This window comes from Methylorubrum aminovorans (assembly GCF_022179725.1).
GTDB lineage: Bacteria > Pseudomonadota > Alphaproteobacteria > Rhizobiales > Beijerinckiaceae > Methylobacterium > Methylobacterium aminovorans.
Genome location: NZ_BPRC01000005.1, coordinates 1 through 17,435 on the forward strand (window position 1 = coordinate 1; position 17,435 = coordinate 17,435).

The 17,435-nt window shown below is 69.3% G+C and carries 14 protein-coding genes and 1 pseudogene; 10 read left to right on the forward strand and 5 right to left on the reverse strand.

The genetic code is table 11. From position 1 onward, the window contains the following. The 4 genes and pseudogenes from MFF24_RS09170 to MFF24_RS09185 all read right to left on the reverse strand — a co-directional run. Positions 1 to 129: pseudogene (locus MFF24_RS09170) on the reverse strand (IS3 family transposase); the annotation flags it as partial. A 92-nt stretch (positions 130 to 221) separates the two neighbouring features. Beyond that, entirely contained in the window at positions 222 to 1,748 is a 1,527-nt protein-coding gene (locus tag MFF24_RS09175) for a phosphomannomutase/phosphoglucomutase (protein WP_238224121.1), read from the reverse strand. A 76-nt stretch (positions 1,749 to 1,824) separates the two neighbouring features. Beyond that, entirely contained in the window at positions 1,825 to 6,549 is a 4,725-nt protein-coding gene (locus MFF24_RS09180) for a malectin domain-containing carbohydrate-binding protein (RefSeq protein WP_238224123.1), read from the reverse strand. A 324-nt stretch (positions 6,550 to 6,873) separates the two neighbouring features. Then, the gene (locus MFF24_RS09185; protein WP_238224125.1) at positions 6,874 to 7,077 is read right to left on the reverse strand and encodes a hypothetical protein; all 204 of its coding nucleotides are present in this window, start codon (positions 7,075 to 7,077) and stop codon (positions 6,874 to 6,876) included. Between the two features lie 477 nt (positions 7,078 to 7,554). On the opposite strand from MFF24_RS09185, the gene MFF24_RS09190 reads away from it, so the two are divergent. The 7 genes from MFF24_RS09190 (at position 7,555) to MFF24_RS09220 (ending at position 13,745) form a co-directional block, all read left to right on the forward strand. Further along, positions 7,555 to 7,833 (forward strand): hypothetical protein, encoded by a 279-nt coding sequence (locus MFF24_RS09190; RefSeq protein ID WP_238224126.1) that lies wholly within the window; start codon positions 7,555 to 7,557, stop codon positions 7,831 to 7,833. Positions 7,834 to 8,263: 430 nt separating this feature from the next. Beyond that, positions 8,264 to 10,618 (forward strand): TonB-dependent siderophore receptor, encoded by a 2,355-nt coding sequence (locus MFF24_RS09195; RefSeq protein ID WP_238224127.1) that lies wholly within the window; start codon positions 8,264 to 8,266, stop codon positions 10,616 to 10,618. A gap of 10 nt (positions 10,619 to 10,628) precedes the next feature. Next, positions 10,629 to 10,931 (forward strand): iron transporter, encoded by a 303-nt coding sequence (locus MFF24_RS09200; RefSeq protein WP_133089148.1) that lies wholly within the window; start codon positions 10,629 to 10,631, stop codon positions 10,929 to 10,931. Then, a complete protein-coding gene (locus MFF24_RS09205) occupies positions 10,928 to 12,523 on the forward strand; it encodes a PepSY-associated TM helix domain-containing protein (protein WP_238224128.1) in 1,596 nt (531 codons plus the stop codon). The genes MFF24_RS09200 and MFF24_RS09205 overlap by 4 nt, the downstream gene beginning before the upstream one ends. After that, the gene (locus MFF24_RS09210; RefSeq protein WP_166060652.1) at positions 12,520 to 12,870 is read left to right on the forward strand and encodes a DUF3325 domain-containing protein; all 351 of its coding nucleotides are present in this window, start codon (positions 12,520 to 12,522) and stop codon (positions 12,868 to 12,870) included. The genes MFF24_RS09205 and MFF24_RS09210 overlap by 4 nt, the downstream gene beginning before the upstream one ends. Continuing rightward, positions 12,870 to 13,169 carry a hypothetical protein gene (locus MFF24_RS09215; protein ID WP_238224129.1) on the forward strand — a complete coding sequence of 100 codons (300 nt, stop codon included), beginning with the start codon at positions 12,870 to 12,872 and terminating at the stop codon, positions 13,167 to 13,169. Before MFF24_RS09210 ends, MFF24_RS09215 begins: the two co-directional genes overlap by 1 nt. 381 nt (positions 13,170 to 13,550) lie before the next feature. Then, positions 13,551 to 13,745, forward strand: coding sequence for a hypothetical protein (locus MFF24_RS09220; RefSeq protein ID WP_238224130.1), 195 nt, complete (start codon positions 13,551 to 13,553; stop codon positions 13,743 to 13,745). Between the two features lie 494 nt (positions 13,746 to 14,239). Here MFF24_RS09220 and MFF24_RS09225 read toward each other — a convergent pair whose 3' ends face one another. Then, a complete protein-coding gene (locus tag MFF24_RS09225) occupies positions 14,240 to 14,863 on the reverse strand; it encodes a thermonuclease family protein (RefSeq protein WP_238224138.1) in 624 nt (207 codons plus the stop codon). A 150-nt stretch (positions 14,864 to 15,013) separates the two neighbouring features. On the opposite strand from MFF24_RS09225, the gene MFF24_RS09230 reads away from it, so the two are divergent. From MFF24_RS09230 to MFF24_RS09240, 3 genes are read left to right on the forward strand one after another with little or no spacing between them, the layout of a single operon-like run. Further along, positions 15,014 to 15,355, forward strand: coding sequence for a PepSY domain-containing protein (locus MFF24_RS09230; RefSeq protein ID WP_133089312.1), 342 nt, complete (start codon positions 15,014 to 15,016; stop codon positions 15,353 to 15,355). 18 nt (positions 15,356 to 15,373) lie between these two features. Beyond that, positions 15,374 to 16,051: a response regulator transcription factor gene (locus MFF24_RS09235; protein WP_108941823.1), complete on the forward strand. Its 678-nt coding sequence runs from the start codon at positions 15,374 to 15,376 to the stop codon at positions 16,049 to 16,051. After that, positions 16,048 to 17,403, forward strand: coding sequence for an ATP-binding protein (locus MFF24_RS09240; protein ID WP_238224140.1), 1,356 nt, complete (start codon positions 16,048 to 16,050; stop codon positions 17,401 to 17,403). The genes MFF24_RS09235 and MFF24_RS09240 overlap by 4 nt, the downstream gene beginning before the upstream one ends. The last annotated feature ends 32 nt before the right edge of the window (positions 17,404 to 17,435 follow it).

Below are 17,435 nucleotides of genomic sequence, written 5' to 3' on the forward strand. Positions count from 1 at the left end.
GTAGTAGGTCACATCCGTCACGCCGATGGCCCGGATCGCCTCCACCACGCTCTGGCCCTGCGAGACCAGAACATCCCCCTGCCGCAGCTTGGCGACCACGTCTTCCGGCTTGTGCCGCTTCGTTCCCATCTGTCCGTCCTCATCTGGCTCAAAAGCCATACCTCAGGACGGACCACTTCAGTGGGCGCGGATCAAGCCGAAGCGATCACCCGGCTTCCGCATCAGATCGTCTGATTGTAGGCCCCCACCTCGGGATGCTGGCGCAGCACCCCGTCCACCGCGGCGAACATCTCCCGCAGCCGTGCCTCCGAGACCGGGCTCTCGACCACCACGACCAGTTCGGGCTTGTTCGAGGAGGCCCGCACCAGCCCCCAGGTGCCGTCGGCGGTGGTAATCCGCACGCCGTTGACCGTGACCAGATCGGTGATCGCGTGCCCGCCCACCGGCTCGCCGGCCGCCTGGAGCGCCCGGAACCGCTCGGTCACCGCCTCGACCACGCCGTACTTCACCTCGTCGGCGCAGTGCGGCGACATGGTCGGCGAGCCCCAGGTCTTCGGCAGCGCCCGGTAGAGGTCGGCCATGGTCTGTCCCGGATTGCGGTCGAGCATCTCGATCACCGCGATGGCGGTGAGCAGGCCGTCGTCGTAGCCGCGGCCCACCGGTGCGTTGAAGAAGAAGTGGCCGGACTTCTCGAAGCCGGCCAGCGCCGAGAGCTCGTTGACGCGGCGCTTGATGTAGGAATGGCCCGTCTTCCAGTAGTCGGTGCGCACGCCGCGGGATTGGAGCTCGGGATCGGCGGCGTAGAGGCCGGTCGACTTCACGTCGACCACGAAGGTCGCCTCCGGATGCAGCTTCGACAGGTCGCGGGCCAGCATGACGCCGATCTTGTCGGCGAAGATCTCCTCGCCCTCGTCATCGACCACGCCGCAGCGGTCGCCGTCGCCGTCGAAGCCGAGGCCGACATCGGCGCCGGTCTCGCGCACCTTGTCGGCGATGGCGTGCAGCATCGCCATGTCCTCAGGATTGGGGTTGTAGCGCGGGAAGCTGTGATCCGGCTCGACGTCGAGCGGGATCACCTCGACGCCGAGCCGCTCCAGCAGCGCGGGGGCGAAGGCGCCGGCCGTGCCGTTGCCGCAGGCGGCCACGACCTTGAGCTTGCGCGAGACGGGTTTGGCCCGCGCCACGAGATCGTCGAGGTAGACCTGCGCGAAGTCCGAGACGAACTCGTAGGCGCCGCCGTCGCGGTACCGGAACGCGCCCGTGGTGACGATCTCCTTGAGGCGGCCCATCTCGTCGGGGCCGAAGGTCATCGGCCGCTCGGCGCCCATCTTCACGCCGGTCCAGCCATTGTCGTTGTGCGAGGCGGTGACCATGGCCACGCAGGGGCAGTCGAGGGCGAACTGTCCGAAATAGGCCATCGGCGAGAGCGCCAGCCCGATATCCTTCACCCGCAGGCCCGCCGCCTGCATGCCGGCGATCAGCGCGAGCTTGATCGCGGAGGAGTAGGAGCGGAAGTCGTGGCCGGTGACGATGTCGGGGCGCACGCCGCGCTCATGGATCAGCGTGCCGAGGCCGAGGCCCAGCGCCTGGACACCCATCAGGTTGATCTCCTGCGGGAACAGCCAGCGGGCATCGTACTCGCGGAAGCCCGTCGGCTTGACCATCGGCCATTGCTCGAAGGCGAAGGTGTTCGGTTTGAGCTTCGGGACAGGCGTGGGAAAGGTCTTGGGGGACCGATCGGATGACATGGCAGACCTTTCGCGCGGGCGGTGACGCACGAGACCGCGTGCGCCGCCGGAAGAGAAGCTGAAGCCTGTTGCGGTTCTAGACCAAGAGAGCGTCCTGAGCCGAGGCGCCGTTGACCTTCCACACCTCGATCGCCGCCACGGTCGGGTTCTCGGCCGCGCCTTGCCAGAAGGCGAGATCGAGCGTCCCGTCGGTGATCGAGACCGTCCGCGTCAGGCTCGTCGCCGTCGCCCCCCCGGCAGCCGCGGCCCAGATGTCGTAGTTGGCGATCGTGGTGCCCTCGATGCCGATGTTGAACTGGCGCTGGCCCGCCCCGCTGAGGCCGCCCGGATCGTCGGGCTGGTTGTAGATCTCGGCGAAGTGCAGGATCACCTCGTAGGAGCCCGACGCCAGCGCGCTGCCGTCCGCGTTCTTGACGGCGTAGCCGAAGCGCCCGTCATCGGCATCGGTGATGGAGGCGCTCGCCCAGCCGAAGCGCTGGTTCTGGTAGAGGGCGTCGTCCGTGGTGCCCGCGATCGGATCGACGTCGGCGAAGATGGCGTTCCCGTCCTGGCCGGCGACGTAGAAGCGGTGCGGAGACGCCGCCGTGTCGGCCTCGAACAAGGTCCCGTCCGCGCGGGTATAGGCGCTCCCGCCGGAATTAATCGCCATGACGAGGGTGTCGCCGCCGGGCGTCACGTCGATGGTGAAGCCCTGCGAGGCGGCAGCGTTGGTGTTGGCCGCAGGGCTGCCGTCGGCGATCTCGCCGGCCTTGACGGTGGCGGTGTACGATCCGTCGGCCCAGCCGCTCGCCGGGGCGGCGACGAGGTAGGTGGCGGTGGCCGAAGTCGCGCTGGTCGCCACCTTCGATGCCAGACTGACGGCGCCGACCGTGCCGGGCCCGCTTACCGCAAGGTCCGCGGCGGTGATGCTGGCGAGATTGATGCCGGAGGCGTCGTTGTAGACCACCGTCACGCTGGCCTCGCCGCTGCCGGAGGCGGGACCCTGGATCGCGAAGGAGCCGACGGTCGGGCCGGCCGTGTCGGTGCCGCCCGTGGCTTGGCGCACGATGATGCCGCTGAGCTTGGCGTTGTCGAGGCCGTTGAGAAATTGCAGGTCCAGCGTGCCGTTGGCGCCCGCGGTGATCGGGCCGGAGACGTAGGTGTAGGGCGTGTTGAAGCTGCCGGTCTGGCCCAGGATGTCGAGATCGTTGAGGACGGTCTGGCCCTCCAGCGACACGTCGAACACGCGCTGGCCGGGATTGCTCCACCACAATTCGCCGAAACGCAGCTCGACGGTGTAGGCCTGGCTCGTGCTGGCGACCGGGATCGCGTAGCTGAAATTGCCGTAGCGTTCGGTCTGGTAGACGGTGTTGGTGAAGGCTGGCTGCAGGCCGTTGCCGCCGGTGCCGTCGATGAAGGTGGCGCCGCCGGTGAAATACTGATCGGCCGAGAAGCTGATCCCGTCCTGGATCAGCGCCGAACCACCGGCATTGATCGCCGCGACGATCCCGCCCGCGCTGCTGGTCTGGACCGAGAAGAGCTGCGAGGCGGCGAGGTTGGTGTTGGCCGCCGGGCTCGCATCCGCCACCTCACCGGTCTTGACGGTCGCGGTGTACTGGCCGTTGGTCCAGCCGCCGGTGGGCGCGGCGACGATGTAGGTCGCGGTCGCCGAGGTGGCGCTCGTGCTCGTCTTGGATTGCAGCGTGATCGCGCCGACCGTGCCGGGTCCCGTCACCGCGATGTCGGCGGCGGTGATGCTCGCAAGATTGATCCCCGAGGCGTCGTTGTAGACCACGGTCACGCTGGCGCTGGCATCGCCCGCCACCGGCGCCTGGACCGTGAAGGGGCCTACCGTCGGCTTGGTGTTGTCGGCGCCGCCACCGCCACTGGCCTGCCGCACGACGATGCCGCTGAGCTTGGCGTTGTCGAGGCCGTTGAGGAACTGCAGGTCGAGCGTGCCGTTGGCGCCGGCGGTGATCGGACCCGAGACGTAGGTGTAGGGCGTGTTGAAGCTGCCCGTCTGCGCGAGGATGTCGAGGTCGTTGAGGATGGTCTGACCCTCCAGCGACACGTCGAACACGCGCTGGCCGGGATTGCTCCACCACAGCTCACCGAAGCGCAGTTCGACCGTGTAGGCCTGGCTCGTGCTGGCGACCGGGATCGCGTAGCCGAAATTGCCGTAGCGCTCGGTCTGGTAGACGGTGTTGGTGAAGGCTGGCTGCAGGCCGTTCCCGCCGGCAACGTCGATGAAGGTGGCGCCGCCGGAAAAATACTGGTCGGCCGAGAAGCTGATCCCGTCCTGGGTCAGCGCCGAACCGCCGGCATTGATCGCCGCCACGACCGGATTCGTCGTGCCCGATTTCGCCGTGGTCGTGATGGTGATCCCGTCGAAATCCGCGGTGAACGGCGCGCCGTCGTTGGAGGTGGCGAGCAGGCCCACCGCCATGCCGCTCGCCTTGCCGCCGACGGTATAGTCGCCCTGAATCGCCTTCAGGAGCGCGCTGCCGCTCGGCACGCTCAAGGCGGTGCCGGCGGTGAACGCGGCGTTGGCGTCGGTGGCGGAGGAGACCGCGCCGGTGCCGAAGCGCCAGAGCGGCGTGACCGTGTTGGTCTCGAGATTGACCGCGAGGCGCAGCTGCACCCAGCTCGCATTGGCCGCATTCAGGAGGGCGTTGTTGGTGACCGCCGCGGTCTGGGCGACGCCGAGATTCTCCATCGAGGTCTCGAAGATCGCGCTGGTGTACTTGCCGCCCGCGCTCTCGCCGCGCCCGCCGAGCACCAGCTTGATGAAGTTGTCCTGGTCGCCCGTGCCGATCTGCAGGCCCGCCGAGGGGAAGCCGCCGTCGCTGGTGGCGTTGGGGATCCAGTTCGCCATCGTCAGGGTGACGTTGGCGGTGGCGACGCTGTCGTCAAACGTGACGCCGGCCTGGAGCGCATCCTTGAGGGTGTTGTTGCCTTCCGTGAAGTCGCCCTCCTGCACGTTCTTCAACTGGATGACGCCGCCCGCGCCGCCGGCGATGATGTTGGCGGAGGTGTAGAGACCGCCGTCGAGGAACGGGTCGAGCCCGTTGATCATCGCGCCGGTGAGCCCGCTGCCGCCGAAGGTGCCGGGGATCGCACCGGATTCGAAGTTGAACACCACCGTCTCGCCGCCCGAGATCACGTCGGTGCCGGCGGTGCCGTTGTCGGGGTCGAGGGCGAAGGGGTCGAGCGTGTTGTTGATCCCGTCGCCGTCGAGGTCGAGGTTCTGCGGATTGGTCGGCCCCGGCGTCAGGACCTTGATGTTGCCGTCGGCCAGCGTCGTGACCCAGACCGTGCCGGCGAACGGCTTGCCGTCGCCGACCGCGTCGATGCCCAGCGGCGCACCGCCGCCCATCGGCACGACCTGCTTGCCCGCCGCCACGATCTGGCCAGCGGCGCCCACCGTGGTGTCGACCCCGCCGGAGGCGTTGCGCGGGATGATGTGGAGATAGCCCGCGAGATCGGTGACGAGGATGGCGCCCTTGATGCTCGTGGTGCCGCCATCCGCCGTCGTCCACGTGGTCGAGGCGGTGTACTCGGCCAAGCCGTTGAGCGAGCCCTGGCCGGTATCGAGCGCCCCGTCGCTGATGCCGCCCTCGAAGAACACGCTCTCGCGCGGGTCGGCGGTGCCGGCCGGAATCACCGAGTCGAAGTCGGCCGGCAGGCCGGGATGGCCATGGGGGAGGAAGGTCGCGCCGTTGACGCCCGCGCCCGGCGTCAGGATCCAGCCGGCCTGGCCCCCCACGGCCCGCACGAGGTTGGGATGGCCGCCGTAATAGCCTTCCCCGGTGATCTCGTGGAGCTGGTCGTAGTTGAGCCGCTTGGTGCCGCCGTCCTGATCGGGCGTGTTGAGCGGGATCTGGCTCTCGCTCGTGACGACGTTGCCGGCGGCGTCCGACGGGCGCCCGCCCCAGCCGTTATTGGCGCCGTTGTCGTAGGTGAACATCTTGCCATCGGAGGTCAGCAGCACGTCATAGGCGTTGCGGTAGCCCGGCGAGTAGACCTGCACCGGGCTGTCGGCGGTGATCTTGGCCATGTTGAAGCCGTCGCGGCCGCCGAACGGGCCGCTGACGTCGGAGCCGTCCGGGTTCTCGTTGCCGGGCGTGCCGTTGTTGGGCCGGTAGGGATCGTCAAGGGTCGGCAGGTCGTAGAGGTAGGGGTTGAGGCTGTTGGGGTCCTTCACCGTCATGGCGTCGAGGGCCGTGAGATCGACCTTGAGCACGGCGGCCGCGTAGGCGAATTCGGGCAGCCCGGCGAAGTTGTTGGAGGGGGCGCCGGCATTGGTGTTGCCGCCTACCGCCACGTAGAGCGTCTTGCCGTCGGGCGAGAGGGCCATGCCGTTGGCGGAGTGGTTCTCCTCCGAACGGGGCAGGCCGCGCACGAGATCGACCTTCTTCCACGTATCGGTCGCGGCATCGAAGGTGAGACGGGAGATGATCGACGAGTTGGTGTCGAGATTCGTGTCCTCGCCGCCATTGCCCGCACCGATGCGGGGGTCGCTCGACGTGACGTAGAGGACCGGGTTATCGGCGGTGCCGGTGACGAGGATGCCGGTGACCTGGCGCTCTTCGAGGCCGAGGTTCAGCGTGCCGTCGTCGTTGTGGTTCGGGATGTCGAGGATGAGGTCGATCGATTCCGTGGCGGTGACGACGTAGCCGTTGCCGTTCTGAGCAACCGTCAGGGCCTTGATGCTGCCGAACCGCTCGGCGACGTAGAGGCGTCCGTCCGGTCCCCATTGCAGGGCCGAGGCCAGCCCCGAATACCCGGCAAGGATCGATTGCGAAAACGTCACGTCGGCCATGGTCAGTCCCCCCGTCCGAACTTGGCATCAAGCTCGGGGCCGACCGTATCCGCGCCCGATCCGGGCTCCATGCGCGCAGCGGTATTCCGCGGCGTTCTTCCGGGCTAGCGCGCCGTGAGCCGAAGGAGGGGCCGGTTCGGCGAAAGAGCACCCGCGGGAACAAGGGGGTGACGGGGCAGTCCGACGCCGTGGCCATCCGTATGCCGAAAGGATGAGGGGCGGGAACGACGTTCGGGTGATGCCGCTGCCCCGGCCATCGCCCGTTTCGGCCCTCCGGCGGGCTCCGGCCCTGGCGGCACGGCCCCGCCCCCGGACGTTCTGCGCTTAGATAAAGTGGCGGTAGACGACGGAGCGGACCGCCTCCTCGCCGTCACCGTCGCGATCGACGCTCGCGGTGCGGCCCTCCGCCAGACCGATCATCGAGACGAGCGCGAGTGGGATCACCTTCGGCCAGAAACGGGCGAGGTGACGCGCGGAGGATGCGAGGCCGCGCGCGGACCGAAACAGGATCGTTGTCAGGATCGTCATGCGGAAGGTCTCCCCCTCGCCGGCAGCCGCGCCACGATGCCCGATCGGTGATGCCGCATTGTGTCGGAAATCGGCAGGCCGCTGCGATGGAGCGCCCTGCCTGGATCCTGCGACCGCCCGTGATCAGGGCGTGGGGCGACGGCGGCCGAAAGCCCAGGTGCCGACGGCCAGGGCCCCCACCGGGGCAAAAAGGAGAGCGATCACGGACAGCATGCTCGACATGGATTGGGCCTCTCTCGCCGCAATGAGATCGGCTCCCGATCGTTCATGATCCGCGGAGCCGTTGCGCCTGCCTAACATGAAATATCGTTCGCTCCACGGGCGAATTGATCACTATTTCGCAAGAATGCCCCCGAGACGCCGTCCCGTGCGGCGGGGCTCCCTGGCTGGAGTTGGGACCGGACGTCTCGATCCGGCACAGGATGCGCTGGCATCCCGCTCGCACCGGCGCCGCCGTGTCGTTCGCGGACAGGCTTCATGTTTCCCAAACTGGTCGGGTCTCTCGCTCTCCTCGTGGCCGGATCTGTTCTCCTCCACAGCTGGGAGATGCCGCGCTGGGTGATCGCGACCCTGTGCGCCATCGGCACGGCCGCGACCGTTCTGCTCATCGCGCCCGCTCTGGAGCGGACGGTCGCTCCGGTCGCGGCGACGCCGGACCGCGAGACGCCGAAGGGGCCCGCGCCGGTCTTCGAGGGAATCTGGGATCCGCTCGACCATCGGCAGGTTCTGAGCGGATCGTCCGGAACGGATCTCTAGACCGTCGACCTGATTGCATCCGGTCGACGGTTTTCGGTCCTTGGTGTGTCGCGATTTCTGTCGACGAACCGGCATCCACCTCGTCGAAAAGCACTCTCGAACGCCGTTCCTCAAGGCTGACCGCGAGACGTCGGGAACCGATGCGCCTCCCGCCCGGCATCGCGCTGCCCGCCTTGCCGGCGTGTCCTGCAGCTGCGTTTGCATCCCCCGCTGCCACGGCCGGCCGATGCATCGCCGCAACAGGTTGCCAAAAACATCGGTCAAGTAGAATGATTGCGCATAAGCGAATTCGCGAAATCAAGTATTTGTATTTATAACAGTTATAAAACATAGATCTTGCATGCATCATTCGCTCTTTGCCATACGCGGCGCACAGTTCGTTGTGTCCCCTTAGGTCTTTATAACCTAAGTTAAAAGCGTTTCGGAAAAGATGTTCGAAGATCGCGCTGCTTACTCTCGGACGGCCCCACGCGCGGGCCGGATTTCACGCTTGTTGGCTTCGACGATTCTGTCGGGAACGGCCCTGTGCAGCCTCGCCGGGCCGGGTCTCGCCCAGGAGGCGGGCGGCGCCATCGAGCTGTCCGAACTGAGCGTGACCGGCCAGGGACGCGGCGCGACGCTCGGCGGCGCGCTCTACGGTCCCGGTGGCGCCCTGGGGGCGGTCCCGGGCTATGTCGCCAGCCGCAGCACGGTGGCGACCAAGACCGACACGCCGATCCTGGAGACGGCCCAATCGATCTCCGTCGTCGGCCGCAAGCAGATCGAGGACCAGAACGCGCTCAGCATCAATCAGGCCCTGCGCTACACGCCGGGCGTCACCACGGAGCAGCGCGGCGGCGCGGGCTCGACCCGGCTGGAGCAATTCCTGATCCGTGGCTTCAACGCTCCGGTCTTTCTCGACGGGATGGCGCTGATCGGCGGCCGTGACGCCAACGCCACGATCGAGCCCTATCGCTTGGAGCGCATCGACGTCATCAAGGGACCGGCCTCGGTGCTCTACGGACAGTCGGGGCCGGGCGGCATTGTCAATCTCGTGTCGAAGGTGCCGCAATTCGTCCGCCACGGCGAGGTCTTCGTCCAGGGCGGCGGCTTCAGTGAAGTGCGCGGCGGCGTCGATGTCGGCGGTCCGATCCAGTCCGACGTACCGTGGCTCGCCGACCAGTTCGCCTACCGCATCGTCGGCTTCGGCTGGAACGGCGACGGCCCTGTGGACACGACGCGGGTCGAGCGTGCGCTGATCAATCCGAGCCTGACCTGGCGTCCCTCCGCCGACACGCAGCTCACGATCATCGGCAACTACCAGCGCGATCCGTTCTCGGGCTTCTACGGCGGCTTCCCGGCGGTCGGTACGGTGTTCCCGCGCAACTTCGGCAACGGCGTGATCGGGCGCCTTCCGGTGAACTTCTATGACGGCGACCGTGGGATCGAGCGCTCGGACCGGACCCAGGCCTCGATCGAGTATTTGTTCGACCACCGCTTCAACGAGAACCTGCGCTTCCACTCGGCCGGCCGCTACCTGCGCACGCAGGGCGACTACCGCAGCGTCTACAGCGCCTTCAATCCCCGCAATGGGCCGTTCGCCTTCGGCCCGCTGCTCCCCCGCGCGGTCATCGGCACCAACGTGGCGGCGGAAGCCTACACGATGGACAGCAACTTCGTTGCCAACTTCGATACCGGCTTCATCGCCCACACCGCGTTGCTCGGCGTCGATCACCGGACCTTCAGCACCCGGACGAGCGGCACCCCGTTTCCGGACGCGCCAGACCTGAACGTGTTGGCGCCGAACTACAACATGAACATCGCGTTTCCGGCCTTCAACACCGTCTCGCGGGTCGATGCGCAACAGACCGGCGTCTACTTCCAGGATCAGATGAAGTTCGACCGCCTGGTGCTGACGCTAGGCGGGCGCTACGACGTCGCGCGCCAAACCGGGCCGACCCGCTCCTTCGCCGCGAACGGCGTGAGCACCCTGACGCTCCAGAATGCGCCGGCCGACGCATTCACCGGCCGGGCGAGCTTGCTCTACCTGTTCGATTCGGGTGTGGCGCCGTACGTCTCCTACAGCCAAGCCTTCGAGCCGATTGTGGCTGGCCGCGTGTTCGATCCGGCCTTCGGCACCGTCGGGCGCGTGCCAGATCCGCAATTGAGCGACCAGTACGAGGCCGGCATCAAGTACCAGCCGCCCGGCACCGACATCCTGCTCACCGCCGCCTTCTTCGACATCCGCCAGTCGAACCGCACGACCGCCGACCCGGCACGCCAGGGCTTCGTCGTCCAGACCGGACAGGTTGGCGTGCAGGGCATGGAGTTCGAGGCGCGGGCGAACCTCACCGAGGGCCTCACCCTGGTCGGCGGCTTCTCGCTGCTCGACATCCGCAACGTCCGGGACGACGGCCGAACCGCCAACGACCTGACCCCCGGTCAGACGGTTCCCCTCCAGGGTCGCAGCCCGGTGCTGGTGCCGGATTCCACCGCCTCGCTGCTCGCGACCTACCGCTTCAACGAAGGGCCGCTCCTCGGCCTGGAGGTCGGCGGCGGCGTGCGCTACCTCGGGCCGTCCTGGGGTGACGCAGCCAACACCTTCAAGGTGCCGGCGAGCGTTCTCGTCGACGCCACGCTCAACTACGATCTGAAGTATCTCGACGCGACACTTCAGGGCTTCTCAATGCAGGTGAACGCCACAAACCTCCTCGACGAACGATATGTCAGCGGCTGCAACGGCTACACGAGCTGCTATTACGGCTTGCCGCAGACTGTCTATGCAACCCTGAGGTATCGCTGGTAGGAGGCACCGCATGGCGGCACGGGGCAGAACGACGGCGCTTGAGCGGGCCTCCGTGGCTGGCCGGGTCGTGCTGGCGGCGGGCGGCGGCTACGGTGTCGCGGCGCTCGCCACCGCGCTGCTGTCGCTGACCCTGCCGATGGCGCGCTCCGAGGCGGTGGCGAGCGCGACGCTCCTCAGCTTCGCCGTGATGGCGGCAATCGTCGTGCTGGTCTTCTCGACGCGCACCTTCCTGCGGGCGCTGCTCACCGTCGCCGGCACGGCTCTCGTGCTCGGCGTCCTCCTCTGGCTGGCGATGGGAGGATCCGCGCCATGAAGGGAAGCTTCCGCCAGTCGATGGCGTGGCTGCACACCTGGTCCGGCCTGATCGTCGGCTGGGTGCTGTTCGCGATCTTCGTCACCGGCACCGCGAGCTACTACCGGCCGGACATCTCCCGCTGGATGCGCCCTGAACTCACGCAGGTCGAGCCGGTGGAGAATGCCGCTCTCGGCGCGGCGGCCGAGCGGGGAATCGCCTATCTCGGCCAGCACGCGGCCAAGGCGCGGACGTGGTTCATCGGCCTGCCGCAGCCGGACCGGCCGGTGCTCGACCTGTTCTGGCGCACGCGTCCCGGCGAGCCGCCGGGCCATGTCCTGCTCGATCCGCGGACGGGGACCGAATCCACCGTGCGCGAGACGCAGGGCGGCGACTTCCTCTACCGCTTCCATTTCGAGCTGCACATGCCGCCGCTGTGGGGGCGCTGGGTCGTCGGCCTCTGCGCGATGATCATGCTGGTGGCGCTGATCTCCGGCATCGTCACCCACAAGCGGATCTTTGCCGACTTCTTCACCTTCCGCCGCGACAAGGCGCCCCGGCGCAGTTGGCTCGACGCCCACAACGTCACCGGCGTGCTGGCGCTGCCGTTCCACCTGATGATCACCTATACCGGGATCGTCACGCTGGCGACCTTCTACATGCCCTGGGGCGTGACCGCCGCCTACAAGGGCAACGCCCAGACCTTCTTCACCGAGGCCGCCTGGATCACCACCCCGCGCGCGCCCGCGAAGCAGGCCGCCCCGCTGGCCCCGGTCGGGCCGATGGTGGAGCAGGCGCTCGCGTCCCGGCCGGAGCCGCTGGAGCGGCTGATGGTCGTCAATCCGGGCGACGCCAACGCCACCGTGGTCGCGGTGTTCGAGGAGCCGCACGGCCTCTCGCACGAGCACCCGCAGATCGCCTTCGACGGGGTGAGCGGCGCGATCCTGGAGGTGCGCGACGGCGGCCTCAAGCCCGCCGCCAAGACCTTCACGGTGATGACCGGCCTGCACGAGGGCCATTTCGCCGGCCCCCTGCTGCGGCTGCTGTTCTTCCTGTGCGGGATCATGGGCTGCGCCATGGTCGCGACCGGGGTCGTGCTCTGGTCCCTGGCCCGCCTGCCGAAGGCCGGCGAGCGATCGTTCTTCGGCCTGCGGCTGGTCCAGGCGCTGAACGTCGGCAGCATCGCCGGCCTGCCGGCGGCGGTGGCCGTCTACTTCCTCGCCAACCGGCTCCTGCCCGTCGATCTCGTCGGGCGCGAGGAATGGGAGATCCGCGCCTTCTTCGGCGCCTGGATCGTCGCGGCCCTGGTGCCGCTCGCCCGCCCGCAGCGCCGGGCGTGGTGCGAGGGTCTGGCCGCCGTCTCGGCGCTCTGCCTCGCGGTGATCGCCGCCGACATCCTGACGATCCCCGACCATCCCCTGCGGCTGGGAAGCGGCGAGGCGCTCTTCGCGTGGTTCGACGGCGCGATGCTGCTGCTCGCGGGCCTGTTCGCGCTGGCCGCCCGCAAGGTGCTGCGCTACGAGGCGCCCAAGCGAGATCGGGCCGCGAAACCGGCAGCGGCCGCGGCCCCCGCCCGCTTGGCCGCGCGGCGCCCGGAGCCGACCCACGCATGACGCCCCTCGTCCTCGCTGCGAATCTGGGCCTCAGCTTCGCCGCGCTCGCCGCCCTCTGCCTCAGCCTGAACCGGCACCATGCCGAGGTGTTCGACCGCAAGGCGGAGCGGACGGCGGTCTTACGCCTGCGCCTCTTCGGCTGGGGGGCGATCGCCCTCTCCTTCTTCGTTGCCGGGCTGTTCGAGGGTTGGGCCTTCGGCCCGGTGCAGTGGATCGGCGCACTGATCGGGGCGGCCGCGGCTCTGGTGCTGCTCCTGTCCTACCGGCCGCGCTTCGTCGCCCCCGCCGCGCTTGCAGCACTTGCCGCGGCAGCGCTGCCCTTGGCGTTCCTCGCCGCCTCGGCCTGATGCGTCCGCTGCCGCCGCCTCAGGCGCTCGCCCATGCGAGCCGCCTGCTTGCCGTGCACGGCTTTCGCGAGACCGCCCGCAACACGCGCGGCGACAGCCTCTACCTCGCCCGCGGCGAGGGGCCGGAGCGGCTGCGCCTGTCGAACCATGCCCGCACGCCGAAGCAGCGGCGGGTCCACCCGGAGGTGATGGCGAGCCTCGTGATCCGCGCGCCGAAGACGGAAGCGCAGGTCGCCGCCCTGGTGGAAGCCGCCCTGCGCGACTTCGCCGGCGGGCTCGCCCGACGGGCAAACACCTGACAGAGCCGCATTGACACGGCGCCGCGTACGCGGCCTTTGCCGACACGCTGAGCGAACAATGCGCTCCAAGTGCGGAGATCGAGCCGGATCCCCCGCTCCAGGACAGCCGACTCCTCTGCCGCCGTCGGCGAGCTCTTCAAGGCCGAAGCCGTCACCGACGAGCAGGTGAGCGCTACGATCGCGTGCTCTCCCACGCATCCCGAGATTGGCGCACCCGATTCACCAAAGGCTCGGGCCTGGATCTCGCCGCGGCCGGGCTTGGTCTCATGAGACGTGAGCAAGGCTCATAGCCGGGAGCATTTGCCGCCTTCAGAATATGCCGAACGCTTTTGGCCGGTTCCACGTTGAGGAGGGCTCAGCGCGCAGGTCCGGGAGCGAGGGATGACCGAAGCCGAGCGGGAGCAGCAGCTCCGGGATCAGTTGTTGGTCGAAATGGCCGCGGCCGTTGAAATGATGCTGGAGCTGACAAGGCATGCGCATCGTTCCGAATCAATGATTTGTTTCGGCGCAACGCAACAGCAGAGCAGGCTTGAAGCGGCCCGGGAGCGGTTCGTGGGCTCGCTGGGGAAACGCTAGAGCCGTATCCGACCTGATTGCATCAGGCCGGCGGCTCTAGGTCATTGTTTTGTCGCGCTTTCTTTCGACGAACCGGCCCCCACTTCGTCGGAAAGCGCTCTAGCAGCTCTCAAGGCGGTCGCCGCATCGTGTCAGCCAGTCCCTGATGTACGACGCCATCGGCACCGCAATTCTGCCGGCGCGGGTACGAACCGCGTGAACACGGCCCACCAATAAACCTGAGGCAACCCGGCGCTCGATGCCGTCGGCTCCGCCCTCGGTCGGCAGCTGCAATAGTGTCTCCCGAACGCGCGTGCGATCCACTTCCTCCGCAACGGCCGATTGGCGCAAGCTCTTCGGCGGGCCTCATTCGACCACGCGATTTTGCCCGTGCTTCGATGCAACAATCCTATCGTCACTTGGTCGGACGGAGCGCTGGCGCTGTAGACCGGCGGGACGCCACCCGCGGAATTGCGCGCCCCGAGCGTCACGGCACGAGGCGGCGACGGCCCGCATCAGAGGCCGGCGCTCGCTCGGAGCACCCGGCGGCGCTCGGCGGGCAGTTCGAACACACCGGACCACAGGCCGAGACGGCGGCCCCAGGCGCGGCGGTCTTGGTCGGTGTAGTCGGCCGAGACGCTGCGGTCGGCCACAGCGTATCCGCTGGCGACCATCCAGGCAGCGAGATCATCCTGCCCGAGCCGGCACACGACGCCGGCGCTGCCGTCAGCGGCAGCGCGCGGTTCGCAGGCGAGAGCGTCGCTTCCGATCCGCGCCGCCAGGGCGGCAGCGGCCACGCGGCCGCAAGGATAGCCCCGCTCGTGCCCGTCGAAGCAAATCTGGTCGAGGTCGGGGGCGTCGATGCCGTGGAGGCGTAGGCGCCGGCCGCCGATCTCGATCGTGCTCCCGTCGATGACGGTGGCGGGGCCGCTCACCGTCCGAAGCGCACCCTCGTCCGCGCGGGCCGGGGCCACTTGGAAACCGGCCAGCAGCGCCAGCGCGGGAACGAGGAGTGCGGCGAGCAGGCGCCGGGATCCCGGCTCTTCGGGGGCCCGATCCTCGTTGGATCGGGCCGGGCTGGCGATGGTGCCAGCGAGGCAGGCGGCGTAGATCAGCAGGATGGTGGCGGTGAGCGACATCGGAACGGGTCTCGCGGAGAGGGTGGGAGGGCGCGCCGGTCAGGGCCGCGCCGTCGATGCCGCTGTCTCGCAAACCCGATGGCGCGCGGGCCTGACGCCGCCTGTCAGCCTCCCGTCAGCCGGAGGCGGTCACACCCGGCCCGCGCCATGATGGTCCGTCCCGTGCTCCGCCCGCTCCTCCTCGCTCTGGTCGCCCTCGCCTCGATCCTGGCCCCTTGCCTCGCCCCTCCCCCCGGGGCCGTGCCGGCGCGGGCTGACGACGACGGCGAGCGGGCGCGCCGCGCCCTGGAGCGGGGCGAGATCCGCCCCCTCGACGCCGTGCTCGCCGCCGCCCGCGCCGCCGTGCCGGGGGACGTGGTGGCGCTCGATCTCAAGCGCGACGACGGGCGCTGGCTCTACAAGCTGCGCATCCTCGGCACCGACGGGCGGCGCCGCGACGTGAAGATCGATGCCAGCTCCCTCAAGCTCCTGGACGTGGACGACGATGACTGAGACCGGGAGCGAGGCGGCATGCGCATCCTCGTCGTAGAGGACGAGCCGCGCATCGCGGCCGATATCCGCGAGGGCTTGGAGCGGGCCGGCTACGTCGCCGAGATCGTCGGCGACGGCGAGGCGGCGTGGTTCCGGGCCGAGACCGAGACCTACGACGCCATGGTGCTCGATCTCGGCCTGCCGCGCCTCGACGGACTCGGGGTGCTGCGCCGCCTGCGCGGGGCCGACGTGGCGCTCCCGGTGCTGATCCTCACCGCCCGCGACGGCTGGCGCGAGCGGGTCGAGGGGATCGACGCGGGCGCCGACGACTACCTCGTCAAGCCGTTCCGCATGGAGGAGTTGGTGGCACGGCTGCGCGCCATCCTACGCCGCACCGCCGGCCACGCCTCGCCCGTGCTACGGGCGGGCGCGGTCGAGCTCGACACCCGCACCCGCGCGGTCTCGGTGGCGGGCCGCGAGACCGACCTCACCGCCCTCGAATACCGCCTGCTGGCCTTCCTGCTCCACCGCCAGGGGCAGGTGGTGGCAGCCGGCGAGTTGCTCGACCACCTTCACGGCAGCGACAGCGACCGCGAAGCCAACGCGCTGGAGGCCCTGCTGACCCGGCTGCGGCGCAAGCTCGGCCCCGGCATCATCGAGACCCGCCGCGGCCACGGCTACCTCGTGCCGGCCGATCCCCCCGGGTCGTCTGCGTGAACAGCGGCTCGCTGCGCCTGCGGCTCGGGCTCGCCGCCGCCGGGCTGATCGCCCTGGCGCTGGCGCTGGCGGGCGTGGGGCTGACGCTGATCTTCGACCGGGTGCTCGATGCCCGCACCGCCGACGGGCTTGACCGCACCGCCAAGCTGATCGCCGGACAGGTCGCCCTGGCGCCGGACGGTGCCCTGATCCTGCCCCGCGAGCCGCCGGATTCGCGCTTCTCGGCCCCCTATGGCGGCCTCTACTGGCAGGTCCAGCGCCAAGTCGAGCAGGCGGGCGGCACCGCCCTGCGCTCGCGCTCGCTCTGGGACCGCAGCCTCGGCACCGTGCCCAACGCCGCGGGGGAGCCGGCGGTCGGCGATCTCGCCGGGCCGGATGGCGGACGGCTGATCGCCGTGACCCGGCGCGTCTCGATACCCGCCAACGGCGCCACCGTGGCCCTGGCCGTCACGGTGGCGGAGGACCGGCGCGATCTGGCCGAGAGCCGCGCCACCTTCCTGCGCCTGCTGGTGCCCTCGCTCGGCGCCCTGTTCGTGGCGCTGACGCTCGCCATGTCGCTGTTCGTGCGCCGGGCGCTGAGCCCCTTCCGCACGCTGCGGGCGGACCTCGCCGCGATCCATGCCGGGACGCGGGCGCGGCTGCCCGAGACCTTTCCGGAGGAGGTGCGCCCGCTGGTGGCCGACCTCAACCGCCTGCTCGACGCGCAGGAGCGCGACCTGGAACGGGCGCGCACGGGTGCCGGCGACATGGCCCACGGCCTCAAGACCCCGCTCGCGGTGCTCGACGCGCTGGCCCGCCGCACGGAAGGCCGCGACCCCGCCCTGGCGGCGGAGATCGCCGAACAGGCCCAGGCCATGGGCCGGCAGGTAGAGCGCACCCTGGCCCGGGCGCGGGCAAGCGCGGGAGGCTTGCGACGCAAGGCCTGCCCGGTCGCGCCGGCGCTCGAAAAAATCGTCGGCGCTCTGAAGCGCCTGCCCGAGGGCGAGGCTCTGCGGTGGGAGATCGCGGTGGTGGACGGCCTCGCCTTTCCCGGCGATGAGGGCGACCTCACCGAGATTTTGGGAAATCTCCTCGATAACGCCCGTAAATGGGCCCACCGCCGCATCCGTGTCTCGGGAGGGGCGGAAGCCGGCGAAGGTCGTCTGGTGCTGGAGGATGACGGCCCCGGTATGAGCGAGGCGGCGATTGCCGGCATCGCCCGCGGCCGGCGCTGGGACGAGACCCGGCCGGGCACTGGCTTCGGCATCGCCATTGCCCGCGACCTCGCCGAGGGCGTCGGCGCGCGGATGCGCCTCAACCGCTCCGAACTCGGCGGCCTGCGGGTGGAGATGAGCTGGCCGGTTGCGGTTTGAAGGGAGCGCGTCAGGCCAAATCCGGTTGATCC